13 protein-coding genes are annotated in these 13,946 nt (G+C 73.2%); 6 read left to right on the forward strand and 7 right to left on the reverse strand.

What is annotated here, in order from left to right; translation table 11 throughout:
* Positions 1-33 precede the first annotated feature (33 nt).
* From ABD339_RS03770 to ABD339_RS03780, 3 genes are all read left to right on the forward strand, one after another.
* Positions 34-411 carry a cytidine deaminase gene (locus ABD339_RS03770; RefSeq protein WP_425575873.1) on the forward strand — a complete coding sequence of 126 codons (378 nt, stop codon included), beginning with the start codon at positions 34-36 and terminating at the stop codon, positions 409-411.
* 82 nt (positions 412-493) lie between these two features.
* On the forward strand, positions 494-1,465 hold the full coding sequence (gene era, locus ABD339_RS03775; protein ID WP_344562053.1) for a GTPase Era: 972 nt from the start codon (positions 494-496) through the stop codon (positions 1,463-1,465).
* Positions 1,466-1,534: 69 nt separating this feature from the next.
* Positions 1,535-2,611, forward strand: coding sequence for a pyridoxal-phosphate dependent enzyme (locus ABD339_RS03780; RefSeq protein ID WP_344562055.1), 1,077 nt, complete (start codon positions 1,535-1,537; stop codon positions 2,609-2,611).
* Positions 2,612-2,710: 99 nt separating this feature from the next.
* Here the strand turns inward: ABD339_RS03780 and ABD339_RS03785 are convergent, their stop codons facing one another.
* The 6 genes from ABD339_RS03785 to hrcA form a co-directional block, all read right to left on the reverse strand.
* The gene (locus tag ABD339_RS03785; RefSeq protein ID WP_344562057.1) at positions 2,711-3,640 is read right to left on the reverse strand and encodes a ribonuclease Z; all 930 of its coding nucleotides are present in this window, start codon (positions 3,638-3,640) and stop codon (positions 2,711-2,713) included.
* Positions 3,641-3,646: 6 nt separating this feature from the next.
* Positions 3,647-4,024 carry a histidine triad nucleotide-binding protein gene (locus ABD339_RS03790; protein WP_344562058.1) on the reverse strand — a complete coding sequence of 126 codons (378 nt, stop codon included), beginning with the start codon at positions 4,022-4,024 and terminating at the stop codon, positions 3,647-3,649.
* 177 nt (positions 4,025-4,201) lie between these two features.
* Positions 4,202-4,939: a 16S rRNA (uracil(1498)-N(3))-methyltransferase gene (locus ABD339_RS03795; RefSeq protein WP_344562060.1), complete on the reverse strand. Its 738-nt coding sequence runs from the start codon at positions 4,937-4,939 to the stop codon at positions 4,202-4,204.
* Positions 4,936-6,033 (reverse strand): nitronate monooxygenase, encoded by a 1,098-nt coding sequence (locus ABD339_RS03800; RefSeq protein WP_344562062.1) that lies wholly within the window; start codon positions 6,031-6,033, stop codon positions 4,936-4,938. Before ABD339_RS03800 ends, ABD339_RS03795 begins: the two co-directional genes overlap by 4 nt.
* A gap of 306 nt (positions 6,034-6,339) precedes the next feature.
* Positions 6,340-7,470 carry a molecular chaperone DnaJ gene (gene dnaJ, locus ABD339_RS03805; protein ID WP_344562064.1) on the reverse strand — a complete coding sequence of 377 codons (1,131 nt, stop codon included), beginning with the start codon at positions 7,468-7,470 and terminating at the stop codon, positions 6,340-6,342.
* On the reverse strand, positions 7,471-8,487 hold the full coding sequence (gene hrcA, locus ABD339_RS03810; protein WP_344562066.1) for a heat-inducible transcriptional repressor HrcA: 1,017 nt from the start codon (positions 8,485-8,487) through the stop codon (positions 7,471-7,473). It lies immediately after the preceding gene.
* A gap of 206 nt (positions 8,488-8,693) precedes the next feature.
* Between hrcA and ABD339_RS03815 the strand changes: the two genes are divergently transcribed.
* The 3 genes from ABD339_RS03815 (at position 8,694) to hemW (ending at position 11,828) form a co-directional block, all read left to right on the forward strand.
* A complete protein-coding gene (locus tag ABD339_RS03815) occupies positions 8,694-9,437 on the forward strand; it encodes an MBL fold metallo-hydrolase (RefSeq protein WP_344562068.1) in 744 nt (247 codons plus the stop codon).
* A gap of 187 nt (positions 9,438-9,624) precedes the next feature.
* The gene (locus tag ABD339_RS03820; protein ID WP_344562070.1) at positions 9,625-10,500 is read left to right on the forward strand and encodes a DUF3097 domain-containing protein; all 876 of its coding nucleotides are present in this window, start codon (positions 9,625-9,627) and stop codon (positions 10,498-10,500) included.
* Positions 10,501-10,586: 86 nt separating this feature from the next.
* Entirely contained in the window at positions 10,587-11,828 is a 1,242-nt protein-coding gene (gene hemW / locus ABD339_RS03825; protein WP_344562072.1) for a radical SAM family heme chaperone HemW, read from the forward strand.
* Between the two features lie 91 nt (positions 11,829-11,919).
* Here hemW and ABD339_RS03830 read toward each other — a convergent pair whose 3' ends face one another.
* Complete coding sequence (locus ABD339_RS03830) at positions 11,920-13,914, reverse strand: SpoIIE family protein phosphatase (RefSeq protein WP_344562074.1); 1,995 nt, start codon at positions 13,912-13,914, stop codon at positions 11,920-11,922.
* Between the last annotated feature and the right edge of the window lie 32 nt (positions 13,915-13,946).

Consider the following 13,946-nt stretch of genomic DNA (forward strand, 5'->3'; position numbering starts at 1 on the left):
TGCCGGGACGAGGGGGCCCGGAGGGCACCGCATATGCTCACCGTCATGAGTGAGCAGAGCAGCGACGGCCTGGACCTGGACCCGGAAGACCGCAAGATCCTCACGCTGGCGCGCAGCGCCCGCGCCCGCAACGCGGTCCCCGAGGGCGCCGCCGTGCGCGACGAGACGGGGCGTACGTATGTGGCGGGTTCGGTCGCGCTGCCCTCGCTCCAGTTGTCCGCGCTGCGCACCGCCGTGGCGATGGCGGTGGCGTCGGGGGCGAAGTCGCTGGAGGCCGCCGCGGTGGTCTCGGAGGCCGGGCGGGTGCCGGATGAGGACCTGGCCACGGTGCGCGACCTGGGCGGCCCCGCCACCCCCGTGCTGCTTGCCGGGCCGGACGGAGCGCACCGCTCGACGGTGACGGCGGGCTGACCGGGGCCCGGCCGCCGGGCGTAGGCCACCGGCCTCCTACCGCCGGGCCGGGGCGCCCCCCGGATCAGGGACAATGGGGGGCATGAACGCATCCTCCGCCCCCGCCGGCGACACCGAAGACCGCGCACCGGGCGACGCCCCGCACCGGTCGGGCTTCGCCTGCTTCGTCGGCCGCCCCAACGCGGGCAAGTCGACGCTGACCAACGCGCTGGTGGGCACGAAGGTCGCGATCACCTCCAACCGGCCGCAGACCACCCGGCACACGGTGCGCGGCATCGTGCACCGTCCCGAGGCGCAGCTCGTCCTCGTGGACACCCCCGGGCTGCACAAGCCGCGCACGCTGCTGGGCGAGCGTCTCAACGACGTGGTGCGCACCACCTGGTCCGAGGTCGATATCGTCGGCTTCTGCCTGCCCGCCGACCAGAAGCTCGGCCCGGGTGACCGCTTCATCGCGGCCGAGCTGGCCGGGCTGAAGAAGCGCACGCCCAAGGTCGCCGTCATCACCAAGTCCGACCTGGTGCCAGGTGATGTGCTGGCCGCGCAGTTGATGGCAGTGGACCGGCTCGGCAAGGAACTGGGCATCGAGTGGGCCGAGATCATCCCGGTGTCGGCCACCGAGGGCTCCCAGGTGGGGCTGCTGGGCGACCTGCTGGTGCCGCTGCTGCCCGAGGGCCCGCCGCTGTACCCGGACGGGGATCTGACGGACGAGCCCGAGCAGGTCATGGTCGCCGAGCTGATCCGCGAGGCGGCGCTGGAGGGTGTACGGGACGAGCTGCCGCACTCGATCGCGGTCGTGGTCGAGGAGATGCTGCCGCGCGAGGACCGCCCCGCCGACCGGCCGCTGCTGGATGTGCACGCCAACATCTTCATCGAACGGCCGAGCCAGAAGGGCATCGTGATCGGGCCCAAGGGCAGGCGGCTCAAGGAGGTCGGCAGCGCTTCGCGCAAGCACATCGAGGCGCTGCTGGGCACCCCGGTCTACCTCGATCTGCATGTGAAGGTCGCCAAGGACTGGCAGCGCGATCCCAAGCAGCTGCGCCGGCTCGGCTTCTAGGGCCGTGACCGGCCGTTGACCGGGGGGTATCCCGGGGTCCGGCGCAGGCCCATGGGATACGTTCGCGCCATGGCCAACGACTCCGCCAGCACCGCTGGTTCCCCTGCCGAGACCGCTGCGACCACCGAAAATGACGGGACTGCTGCAAACGCCGCGACCGCTGAAAACGCCGGGACCGCTGAGACCGCCGCTCCCGTGATCACGCTGGAGGACGTACGCGCCGCGGCGGCGCGCCTCGAAGGCGTCGCGCACCGCACCCCGGTCGTGCGCTCCCGCACCCTCGACGGGCTCGTGGGCAGTGAGGTCTTCCTCAAATGTGAGAACTTCCAGCGGATAGGCGCCTTCAAGTTCCGCGGCGCCTACAACTCTTTGGCCCAGCTCTCCCCCGAGCAGCTGGCCCGCGGCGTGGCGGCCTACTCGTCCGGCAACCACGCGCAGGCCGTGGCGCTCGCCGCCCGCGAGCTGGGCACCAGCGCGGTGATCGTCATGCCCGAGGACACCCCGGCGGTCAAGCGCGCGGCGACGGAAGGATACGGCGCCCGGGTCATCACCTACGACCGCTACACCCAGGACCGGGCCGCGATCGGGGCGAAGGTCGCCGAGGAGGAGGGCCGGGCGCTCATCCCGCCCTACGAGCACCCGCCCGTGATGGCGGGCCAGGGCACGACGGCGCTGGAACTGCTGGAGGACGTCCCCGACCTGGACGCGATGGTGGTGCCGCTGGGCGGCGGCGGGCTCATGGCGGGCGCGGCGACGGCGGCGACCGCGCTGCGGCCCGGCATCCGGATGATCGGGGTCGAACCGGAGGACGGCGATGACACGGCCCGCTCGCTGGCCGCAGGGCACCGGGTGCGGATCGAGGTGCCGCGCGGCCTCGCCGACGGCCAGGCGGCCCCCACCCCGGGCGAACTGACCTTCTCCGTCAATCGGCGGCTGATGGAGAGTGTGGCGCTGGTCAGCGACGACGAGATCCGCTCGGCCATGCGCTTCGCCTTCGAGCGGCTGAAGATGCTGATCGAGCCGAGTGGCGCGACGGGGCTGGCCGCCCTGCTGGCGGGGCGGGTGGAGAACCCGCCCGAGCGCGTGGGCGTCATCATCTCGGGCGGCAACATCGGCCTGGAGCGCTTCATCGAGGTCATGGGCTGACCGTGGCGCGGCCCGCCGCCACCGCTCCGGTACGCCGGCACCGCCCCGACAGAGACCGCCTCGGCAGGCCGAGACCTCTCCGGCAAGGGGGCGGCGGAGTCACCGCCGCTTGGGCACCGGGATCCGGGTGAGGTCCTCCGCGACCGTCAGCTCGCCCTCATACCCCGCCGCGCGGGCCTCGGTACCAAAAGCGGAGGCATCGTCGTAGCGCTGGGAGAAGTGGGTCAGCACCAGGTGCCGCACCCCGCACTCGGCGGCGACGCGCCCCGCCTGGTAGGCCGTGAGATGCCCGTAGTTCTCGGCGAGTTCGGCCTCGGCGTGCAGGAACGTGGACTCGATCACGAGCAGGTCGCTGCCCTCGGCCAGCTCGTACACCCCGTCGCACAGCCGGGTGTCCATGACGAAGGCGAAGCGCTGCCCCGGGCGCGGTTCGCTGACGTCCGCCAGCCGTACGCCGCCCAGCTCTCCCTCCCGCTGGAGGCGGCCCACATCCGGCCCCGCGATCCCGCGCTCCGCGAGCAGGGCGGGCAGCATCCGGCGCCCGTCGGGCTCGGTCAGCCGGTATCCGAACGTCTCGATACGGTGCGAGAGCGCGACGGCCTCCAGGGTGAAGGGCGGCGCGCTGCCGTCCGGATCCCCGGGGCCGCCCGCGAGCACGCCCGCACGGTGTACGGGCGCCTCGCGCAGGTCGGCCGTCTCGTGGAACGGCGTGGCGTGCCGCATCCGCGCGAAGGAGGTCCGGCCGGATGCGGGGTAGTGGGCTGTGACGGTGTGCGGCACCCGGTCGAGGCTCAGGTGCTGGATGACGCCGGGCAGGCCGAGGCAGTGGTCGCCGTGGAAGTGCGTCACACAGATCCGGGTGAGGTCGTGCGCGGCCACGGAGGTGTGTGCCATCTGCCGCTGGCTGCCCTCGCCGGGATCGAAGAGGATGCCCTCCCCGTCCCACAGCAGGACGTACCCGTTGTGATTACGCTGCCGGGTGGGCACCTGGCTGGCGGTGCCCAGCACCACCAGTTCCCGGGTGGACAACGCCGGTTACCCGGGGGGCCATTCGAGGCCGCGCCCGCCGAGGACGTGCGCGTGCGTGTGGAAGACGGTCTGGCCGGCGCCGGAGCCGGTGTTGAAGACCACGCGGTATCCCGTCCTGGGACCACCGTCGCCGGGGACGATGTTCTCCTGCGCCGCGACCTCTCCCGTCTCCCGCACCACGTCCGCCATCAGCTGCGGCGCGGCGGCGGCGAGGGTGGCCGCGTCCGGGTAGTGCGCCTTGGGGATCACCAGAACGTGGGTGGGGGCCTGCGGGTTGATGTCCCGGAAGGCGACGGTCGTCTCGGTCTCCCGGATCACCGTCGCCGGGACCTCGCCCGCCACGATCTTGCAGAACAGGCAGTCCGCCTGGGGTTCTCCAGCCATGGACGGGATGCTACCGGTCCCCGCGCACGACCTCGTGCGCAGGCGGGCCGCACCGGCAGGTGGGGCCCGGATCGACAGCCCCGAGGACGGGGGCGGAGGCGGTACGGTCCGGCGTCCCGGGAGGCCGCCCCCGTATCCGGCGTCCCCGGGAGGCCGCCCCGTCCCCGTGAGGACCGCTCAGGACCAGCGGCCGGTCCGCGCCAGCAGTACGGCCGCCGCCGCCGTCCCCGCCGTCGAGGTGCGCAGTACGCTCGGGCCGAGCCGGAGCGCACCGGCCCCTGCCCCTGCGAACAGCTCCAACTCCTCGGGCGATACGCCGCCTTCGGGCCCGACGACCAGCACGATGTGCCCGGCCTCCGGCAGCACCGCGGTGGCCAGCGGCGCCGCGCCCTCCTCGTGGAGCACCCCGGCGAAGTCCGCATCCGCGAGCAGCGAGGCGACATCCTTCGTGGCGGCGAGGTCCCCGACCTCGGGAAAGCGCAGCCGCCGCGCCTGCTTGCCCGCCTCCCGCGCGGTGGCCCGCCATTTGGCGAGCGACTTCGCCGCGCGCTCGCCCTTCCACCGGGTGACGGCGCGCGAGGCGGCCCACGGCACGATCGCGTCGACACCGGTCTCGGTCATGGTCTCGACGGCCAGTTCGCCCCGGTCACCCTTGGGCAGTGCCTGGACGACGGTGAGCCGGGGACGCGGCGCCGGCTCCTCGCGCACCTCGGTGACCTCGACCTCCAGCCGGTCCTTGCCCTCGGCGGCGATCACACTGCCGTAAGCGCCGACGCCCTCGCCGTCCGTGAGGACGACCTCCTCGCCGGGGCGCAGCCGCCGCACCGAGACGGCGTGGCGCCCCTCGGGGCCGCCTAGTACGACGGTTCCGGTGCGCAGCAGTGCGCGGTCGGCGAGAAAGACCGGCGCGGTCATGCGTGCCCCTCTCCACCGCGCGAGGACATTCCCTCGCGAACCACGGACAATTCGGCCGCGAGCACCTCGACAAGCTGCGCCGCGGGCAACTCCCGTGCCAGCCGGTGTCCTTGGCCCGCCCACAGGGCCATCGCCTGCGGGTCGCCCGCCTTGGCCGCCGCCTTGCGCAGCCCGGCGGTCAGATAGTGGATCTGGGGGTAGGCGGCCGGGGCGTATGGTCCGTGCTCGCGCATGAAACGGTTCACCAGTCCGCGTGCCGGGCGTCCCGAGAAGGCGCGGGTCAGCTCGGTGCGGGTGAACAGCGGGTTGGTCATGGCCTGTTTGTGCAGCGGGTTGGCGCCGGATTCGGCGGTGACCAGGAAGGCCGTCCCCAGCTGGGCCGCGCTCGCCCCGGCCGCCAGCACCGCGGCGATCTGGCCGCCGCGCATCAGCCCGCCTGCGGCGACGATCGGCAGCTGTACCGACTCCTTGACCTGCGTCACCAGCGAGAGCAGCCCGACGCCGCCCACCGAGGCGTCCGCCTGCGGGTCGTCCCGGTGGGTGCCCTGGTGGCCGCCCGCCTCGATGCCCTGAAGGCACACGGCCTGCGCGCCGGCCCACTGCGCGGTCTGCGCCTCGGCGACGGTGGTCGCGGTGACCATGGTGTACGTGCCCAGCTTCGCGAAGCGCTCCAGCACACCGCGCGCGGGGCAGCCGAAGTGGAAGGAGACGACGGGGACGGGATCTTCGTAGAGGATCGCCAGCTTCCCGTCGTACGCGTCGTCCGAGCCGCCCTCGGTGTCACCCAGTTCGGTCTCGTACCAGGTGGCCTCGCCCGCCAGCTGCTCGCGGTAGACCGCGACCGCCGCCGGATCGGCCGTGCGCGACTGGGGCATGAAGAGGTTGACGCCGAAGGCCCGCCGGGTGAGGCGGCGCAGCTGTCTGATCTCCTCGTACATCGCGTCGGGCGTTTTGTACCCGGCGGCGAGAAAGCCCAGCCCGCCCGCCTCGCTGACGGCGGCGGCCAGCTCGGGACGGGAGACGCCACCGGCCATCGGTGCCTGGATGACGGGGTGTTCGGTCAGCTCGGAGAGCGTAGGCAGCGCGGTGGACATGGCCCTTATCCTGTCACGCTCCCCTACGAACCCTGCACTCCGTGTCACCAACGCTCGCGGCGCCCCCCACCTGCCCGAAGGGCGCCCAGCGGGACCCCGACAACGCCGGTGCCCCGCGACTTCAACGCGGGGCCCTGCGGCCTCGACTCCGGACACCGCGGCCCCAATACCCGGTACCGCGAAGCGCGTTACCCATCTTCCCAGGGACAACCCCCGGCCCCCCGGCCGCGAACAACCAGCCGGTCAACGCCCGTTACCCCACCCCCGGGGGACAACCCCCGGACCCCCGGCCGGACAACCATCCGGTCAACGCCCGTTGAAGGCGTCCTTCAGGCGGGAGAACAGCCCCTGCTGGCCCGGCTGGAACTGGCCGGTGGGCCGCTCCTCGCCGCGCAGCTGGGACAGGCGGCGGAGCAGTTCCTCCTGCTCCGGCTCCAGCTTGGTGGGGGTGGTGACCTCGACGTGGACGATCAGCTGGCCACGGCCGCCGCCGCGCAGATGCGTGATGCCGCGCTCGTGCAACGGGACCGACTGGCCGGACTGGGTGCCGGGGCGGATGTCGATCTCCTCCATGCCGTCCAGCGTCTCCAGCGGCACCTTCGTGCCGAGGGCCGCCGCCGTCATGGGGATGGTGACCGTGCAGTGCAGGTCGTCGCCGCGCCGCTGGAAAGTCGGGTGCGGGGCCTCGTGGATCTCCACGTACAGATCGCCCGCCGGGCCGCCGCCCGGGCCGACCTCGCCCTCGCCTCCGAGCTGGATGCGGGTGCCGTTGTCAACGCCCGCGGGGATCTTCACGGTCAGGCTGCGCCGCGAGCGCACCCGGCCGTCGCCCGCGCACTCCGGGCAGGGGGTGGGCACGACCGTGCCGAAGCCCTGGCACTGCGGGCAGGGCCGCGAGGTCATGACCTGGCCCAGGAAGGAGCGGGTGACCTGGGAGACCTCGCCACGGCCGCGGCACATGTCACAGGTCTGGGCCGAGGTGCCCGGCGCGGCGCCCTCGCCGCTGCACGTGCCGCAGACGACGGCGGTGTCCACCTGGATGTCCTTGGTGGTACCGAACGCCGCCTCGTCCAGGTCGATGTCCAGCCGGATCATGGCGTCCTGGCCCCGGCGCGTGCGCGAGCGCGGGCCGCGCTGCGAGGCGGTGCCGAAGAAGGCGTCCATGATGTCGCTGAAGTTGCCGAAGTTGCCGGCGCCGAAGCCGCCCGCCCCGCCACCGCTGGAGTTCGGGTCCCCGCCGAGGTCGTAGACCTGCTTCTTCTGCGGGTCGGAGAGCACCTCGTAAGCGGTGTTGATCTCCTTGAACCGCTCCTGGGTCTTCGGGTCCGGGTTGACGTCCGGGTGCAGCTCGCGGGCGAGCCTGCGGAACGCCTTCTTGATTTCGTCCTGCGAGGCGTCGCGCTGCACGCCGAGGACCGCGTAATAATCCGTCGCCACTTACGACTCCGCGAGGATCTGTCCGACGTACCGTGCCACTGCGCGTACAGCTCCCATCGTTCCGGGGTAGTCCATGCGGGTCGGGCCGACCACGCCGAGCTTGGCGACTGCTTCGTCGCCCGAACCGTAGCCGACCGAGACGACCGATGTGGAACTCAGTCCCTCGTGCTGATTCTCATGCCCGATTCGTACCGTCATACCCGGGTCCTTGGCTTCCCCGAGCAGCTTCAGCAAGACGACCTGCTCCTCCAGCGCCTCCAGGACGGGGCGGATGGTCAGCGGGAAGTCGTGTCCGAAGCGGGTGAGATTGGCGGTGCCGCCGATCATCAGCCGCTCCTCGGTCTCCTCGACCAGGGTCTCCAGCAGCGTCGCCAGCACGGCCGAGATCGTGCCCCGGTCATCGGCGTCGAACGACTCGGGAAGATCCTGCACCAGGGAGGGGACCTCGGTGAAACGCTCGCCCACCACACGGCTGTTGAGCCGCGCCCGCAGGTCGGCGAGGACCGTCTCGCCGATCGGCGCCGGGCAGTCGATCAGGCGCTGCTCGACGCGGCCGGTGTCGGTGATCAGCACCAGCATCAGCCGCGCCGGGGCCAGCGCCAGCAGTTCCACATGCCGCACCGTCGAACGGGTCAGCGAGGGGTACTGCACGACGGCGACCTGCCGGGTGAGCTGCGCGAGCAGCCGGACGGTGCGCCCCACGACGTCGTCGAGATCGACGGCGCCGTCGAGGAAGTTCTGGATGGCGCGCCGCTCCGGCGAGGACAGGGGCTTGACGCCGGCGAGCTTGTCGACGAAGAGGCGGTACCCCTTGTCGGTGGGGATACGGCCCGCGCTGGTGTGCGGCTGGGCGATGAAACCCTCGTCCTCCAGCGCGGCCATGTCGTTGCGGACAGTGGCCGGGGACACCTGGAGGTTGTGCCGCTCGGTGAGTGCCTTGGAGCCCACGGGCTCCTCCGTGCCGACATAGTCCTGGACGATGGCGCGGAGCACCTCAAGACGGCGCTCGCTGAGCATGGCGCACACCTCCCGTCCGGCCGCGGTCCTGGATACCTTCCCTGGCACTCTCCGATCGGGAGTGCCAGGCTCCCTGTGCCAGTGTACGGCCGGTCGCCACGGCCAGGGCAAGGGCCGCCTGATCGAGCGGGCTCGACCGTATCGCGCGGGGCCTGGAGGCAGGCAGTGGACAAGCACTGCCCGCCCCGTGCCGTTAGCGTCGTCGTATGGAGCCGGATCGGGAAGACGCAGGGCGGAATCCGTCCACGCGCGACACGGACTGGGAGCGGATCGCACCGGGGGTGATCCGCCGCAGGCTGCCGCAGTGGGACGCGACGGTGGGCGCGGTCGGCGGCACGGAGGAGGTGCTGGTCATCGACACCGGCTCCTCGCTGCGCGAGGGTGCCCGGATCCGGGCCGACGTACGTGCCCGGCTGGGCGCCCCGGTGACCCGGGTGGCGCTGACCCACCCGCACTTCGACCACGTCTTCGGCACGGCCGTCTTCTCCGGCGCGCAGGTGTACGGGGCCGTCGGCGTCGCCGAACTCCTCGGCAGGCAGGCCGAGTCGCTGCGCGACGAGGCCGTCGCGCACGGTCTCCTGGAGGACGAGGCGGCGGAGGCGGCCGACATCCTGGTGCCGCCGCACCATCCGGTCTGCGGCGAGCTGACGCTCCCCCTGGGCGGGCGGGAGGCGGTCCTCGCCAACCTCGGCCCCGCACACTCCGGACACGACCTCGCGGTGCTGGTGCCCGGCTCGCCCGATGTCGTCTTCTGCGGCGACCTGGTGGAGGAGTCCGGCGAGCCGCAGGCGGGCCCGGACGCGCACCCGGCCCGCTGGCCGGAGGCACTGGAGCGGCTGCTGACGCTGGGCGGCGAGGACGCGGTGTATGTGCCCGGGCACGGCGCGCTGGTGGACGCCGCGTTCGTCCGCGCGCAACGCGAGGCGCTGGTACGCCGGTTCGCCTCCTGAACCGGACGCGCGCCGTTCGGGCCAGGACCGGATACTTGCCGGGTCCGGGTTCCGCACCGGATGCCCGCCGGTTCGAGCCTCGCACCGGATACCCGCCCGTTCCGGCCGGGGGCCGGATGGCTCGCGGGCTCGGCTCAGCACGGGCGCACTCCGTGCCGCCGCACGGGCCGCGTAGCAGAATGTGCCCATGCGCAGCCGCTACGACAGCCCCGACCTCACCCCTCCGTGGAAGCGGAAGCAGCCGGTGCCCGAGGTGCCCGCCGACCGGGATCTGGTGGTGGAGGAGGTCACGACCGGATTCTGCGGTGCGGTCATCCGGTGCGAGAAGACCGCCGAGGGCCCGACCGTCACGCTGGAGGACCGCTTCGGCAAGCACCGCGTCTTCCCCATGGCACCGCGCGGCTTCCTGCTGGAGGGCCGGACCGTGACCCTGATCCGCCCGGGCCCGGCCGGCGCCGCAACGGCGCCCTCGGGCCCGCGCCTGACGGCCTCCGGTTCGCTTGCCGTGCCCGGCGCCCGCGCCCGGGTGGCCCGCGCTGGCCGCATCTACGTCGAGGGCCGGCACGACGCCGAGCTGGTCGAGAAGGTGTGGGGGGACGACCTGCGCATCGAGGGCGTCGTCGTCGAGTACCTGGAGGGCGTCGATGACCTGCCCGCCATCGTCGAGGCGTTCTCCCCGGGCCCCGATGCCCGGCTGGGCGTGCTGGTCGACCACCTCGTGCCCGGCTCCAAGGAGTCCCGTATCGCGGCAGAGGTCACCGGGGGCGGTGCGGGCGGTGCGGGCGGTGCGGGCGGTGCGGGAAACGTGCTGGTCGTGGGCCATCCGTACATCGACATCTGGGAGGCCGTGAAACCCTCCTCGGTCGGCATCGCGGGGTGGCCCCGGGTGCCGCGCGGCACCGACTGGAAGCGCGGGGTGTGCGAGGGCCTGGGCTGGGCCCCCAACACGGGCGCCGCCTGGCAGCGCATCCTCGGCTCCGTCCGTACCTACAAGGACCTGGAGCCGGCGCTCCTGGGACGGGTGGAAGAGCTGATCGACTTCGTGACGGCGCCGGAGGGCTGACAGCCGGGCACGAAAGAGTGACGGCCGGGCCGGGGGCGCACCGGCCGGGCCGATCCGGAAATTCCGCGGCGGGGGACAATGGACCCATGCCCTCCGCACTCCCCGACGGCGAACCCGTGCCCGAGGACGGCTCTCTGCCGCCCTCCGCGCGGGAAGAGCGCACGTCGCGCCCCCTCGGCTTCTACCTGCACGTTCCGTTCTGCGCCACCCGCTGCGGCTACTGCGACTTCAACACCTACACGGCCACCGAGCTGCGCAGCGGCAAGGACGGCGTGCCCGCCTCCCGGGAGAGCTACGCGGCCACCCTCACCGAGGAGATCCGCCTGGCCCGCAAGGTGCTGGGCGACGACCCGCGCCGGGTCGAGACGGTCTTCGTCGGCGGCGGAACGCCGACCCTGCTGCCCCCGGCCGACCTGGGGCGGATGCTGAGGGCGGTCCGGGAGGAGTTCGGGCTCGCCGAGAACGCCGAGGTCACCACCGAGGCGAATCCGGAGTCGGTGGATCCGGCCTACCTGGCCGAGTTGCGCGAGGCCGGTTTCAACCGGATCTCGTTCGGCATGCAGAGCGCGCGCCCCCACGTGCTGAAGATCCTGGACCGCACGCACACCCCCGGCCGCCCGGAGGCGTGCGTCGCGGAGGCCCGCGCCGCCGGTTTCCGGCACGTCAACCTCGACCTGATCTACGGCACCCCCGGCGAGTCCGACGAGGACTGGAGCGCCTCGCTGGACGCCGCCCTCGGCGCGGGGCCCGATCACCTCTCGGCGTACGCGCTGATCGTCGAGGAGGGCACCCAGCTCGCCCGGCGCATCCGGCGCGGCGAGGTGCCGATGACGGACGACGACGCGCACGCGGACCGCTACCTGATGGCCGAGGAGCGGCTCTCGGCGGCCGGGATGGAGTGGTACGAGGTCTCCAACTGGGCGACGCCAGGCGACGAGTCGGCCCGCTGCCGGCACAACGAGCTGTACTGGACGGGCGCCGACTGGTGGGGTGCGGGACCCGGCGCGCACAGCCATGTGGGCGGGGTGCGCTGGTGGAACGTGAAGCATCCGGCCGCCTACGCGCAGGCCCTCGCGGAGGGCCGCTCACCGGGGGCGGGGCGCGAGCTGCTCTCGCCGGAGGACCGGCGCGTCGAGCGGATCCTGCTGGAGCTGCGGCTCGCCCGCGGCTGTCCGCTCTCCCTCCTCGCGCCGGAGGGTGCGCGGGCGGCTCGTCAGGCGCGCGACGACGGCCTGCTGGAGCCGGGGCACTACGAGGAGGGCCGGGCGGTCCTGACGCTGCGCGGGCGGCTGCTGGCCGACGCGGTGGTGCGCGACCTGGTGGACTGACGGCCCGTCACCCTCTCCCGGCCCCCTCCACCTCACCCGTCTCCCGTTGCCCCGTCACCCGGCCCGCTCCTCCCCCTCCGACTCCCCGGTCTCAGCGGCCGGCCGGCTCCTCCTGTGCTCCGTGCGGCGGCGCCCGCAGCACCAGCATGGCCAGGTCGTCGGTCGGCGGGCCGGGGGCGAAGCCGTGTACGGCGCGGCGTACGCGTTCGGCGGTGTCCGTGGCGTCCAGGTGTTCGCAGCCCGCGAGGACCGTGGCCAGCCCGTCACCGTCGTCGAACAACCGCCGCCCCGACCGGCGTTCGGTCACTCCGTCGGTGACGCACAGCAGCGTGTCCCCGGGGTGGAGCGTGAAGGTCTGGCTGTCGTAGGTCACCTCCCGCAGCACGCCCAGGAGAAGCTGCGGCAGCGCCGCCACCCGTACGGTGCCCGCGGCGTCCCGCACCAGCGGCAGCGGATGCCCGGCGCAGGCGACGGTGCAGTCCACGGCGCCCTCCCGGAAGGAGAGTTCGCCGTAGATCAGGCTGAGGAACCTGGCCTGTTCGCCGATCTCGCGGTTGAGCCGGTCCAGGGTCTCGGGCACGGAGTAGCCCTCGCGGGCGAGCAGCCGCAGCACGGGGCGGGCGAGGCCGGTGACGACGGCCGCCTCGGGCCCGTTGCCGCACACGTCGCCGAGCGCGAAGCGCCAGCGGTCCTCATCCAGGCGCAGCAGGTCGTAGAAGTCACCGCCCGCCCAGGCGCCTTCGCCCGCCGGTTCGTAGACCAGCGCCGTCTCCAGACCGGGCACACACATCTCCTCGCTGGGCAGCAGCCCGCGCTGGAGGACCTGGCTGATGGTGGCCTGGAGGGTGTAGCGGCGCGCGGAGAGGATGGCGAGCGCCACCCGCCGCGCGAAGTCCTCCACCAGGCCCATGACCTCATCCGGAATGCGCGACAGCTCCGCACGCCCGATCACCAGGGTCCCCACGGCCCGTCCGCCCACCACCAGGCGGCACATCGCCGAGGCGCCCGAGCCGCCCTCGGCGCCCGCCCCCTCGGGCCAGCGCCAGGGGACGGCCTGGCCGGGCAGCGCGCGGGGCACCAGGGCGGGCGGCTCCTTCCCCAGTTCCTCCCGGAGCCCCTCCATGCGGCTCTCCTGCGCGTGCCAGACGCGGGCCAGCCTCGGCAGTCGCGCGCGTTCGCTGTCCTCCAGCCAGACTGCGCACCAGTCGGCGAGGCGGGGCACCATCAACTGTCCGGCGAGCGAGGCCACTTTGTCCTCGTCGGTGTGACCGGCGAGGAGGTCGGACGCCTCGGCGAGGAAGGCCAGCGCGCCGTTGCTCGTCCACTCGGGGTGCGCCCGTGCGCCGATCCGGGCGCGCGGCGCGTGTGCGGTGCGCGCGGTGGCGTCGGCGGGATACCCGAACGCGCCCTGGTGCGCCTCCCCGAACGAGTCCGCGTACGTCTCCCCGGCCGTTTCTCCGTACGTCCCCTCGGCCGTGCGCAGGCGCGGGCCGTCGTGAGGAGCGTGGGGAGGGGCGTGATGGTGGTACCGGTGCGGGGCAGCGGGGGGCTCGTCGGCCCCGGTGGGACCGGCGAGTCCGTCGAAGCCGTCCGCCTCTTCGGCCGGGCCGAGCTGGAACCACACGGCCTTGCGGTCCCTGCGGTAGCTGATGCCCCACTCCTTGGCCAGCGCGCTGACCAGCCGCAGACCGTGCCCATGGCCCGCCTCGTCACGCGAGGTGACGGCGCGGGCGGGATGGCGGTCGGTGATCTCGGCGTAGACGATTCCGGAGGCGTATCGGCACTCCAACTCCACGGAGGTGCCCGCGTGCACGACCGCGTTGGTCACCAACTCGCTGACCAGCAACACCGCGTCATCTGTCAGCGGGCCCCGCGCTCCCCACTCGTCGAGCGCCGCCCGCATGAAGCTGCGCGCCGCGCCTGCGGCCAGTGCGTTGCCGGGCAGTTCGGTTCCTACTTTCCGTGAGATTTCACGCGGCCCCGGGACGGCGACGGCGCTCTCCCCCGCCGCTCCCGCCCTGGCCCGCTCCCCCGGCGCCGTGGGCCCGGGTGAGCCGGCGACTCCCGCGTACTTAGCGCGCCTCATCGCACCATCCCCCAGTTTCGCGCAGCTTCCCC

Origin of the sequence: Streptomyces axinellae (genome assembly GCF_039532135.1) — a bacterium.
Classification (GTDB): Bacteria; Actinomycetota; Actinomycetes; order Streptomycetales; family Streptomycetaceae; genus Streptomyces; species Streptomyces axinellae.

Coding starts and splice junctions, on each gene's coding strand:
- ABD339_RS03770 (WP_425575873.1), top strand. CDS start 34: ATGCTCACCGTCATGAGTGAGCAGAGCAGCGACGGCCTGGACCTGGAC.
- era (WP_344562053.1), top strand. CDS start 494: ATGAACGCATCCTCCGCCCCCGCCGGCGACACCGAAGACCGCGCACCG.
- ABD339_RS03780 (WP_344562055.1), top strand. CDS start 1,535: ATGGCCAACGACTCCGCCAGCACCGCTGGTTCCCCTGCCGAGACCGCT.
- ABD339_RS03790 (WP_344562058.1), bottom strand. CDS start 4,024: ATGGCTGGAGAACCCCAGGCGGACTGCCTGTTCTGCAAGATCGTGGCG.
- ABD339_RS03795 (WP_344562060.1), bottom strand. CDS start 4,939: ATGACCGCGCCGGTCTTTCTCGCCGACCGCGCACTGCTGCGCACCGGA.
- ABD339_RS03800 (WP_344562062.1), bottom strand. CDS start 6,033: ATGTCCACCGCGCTGCCTACGCTCTCCGAGCTGACCGAACACCCCGTC.
- hrcA (WP_344562066.1), bottom strand. CDS start 8,487: ATGCTCAGCGAGCGCCGTCTTGAGGTGCTCCGCGCCATCGTCCAGGAC.
- ABD339_RS03815 (WP_344562068.1), top strand. CDS start 8,694: ATGGAGCCGGATCGGGAAGACGCAGGGCGGAATCCGTCCACGCGCGAC.
- ABD339_RS03820 (WP_344562070.1), top strand. CDS start 9,625: ATGCGCAGCCGCTACGACAGCCCCGACCTCACCCCTCCGTGGAAGCGG.
- hemW (WP_344562072.1), top strand. CDS start 10,587: ATGCCCTCCGCACTCCCCGACGGCGAACCCGTGCCCGAGGACGGCTCT.
- ABD339_RS03830 (WP_344562074.1), bottom strand. CDS start 13,914: ATGAGGCGCGCTAAGTACGCGGGAGTCGCCGGCTCACCCGGGCCCACG.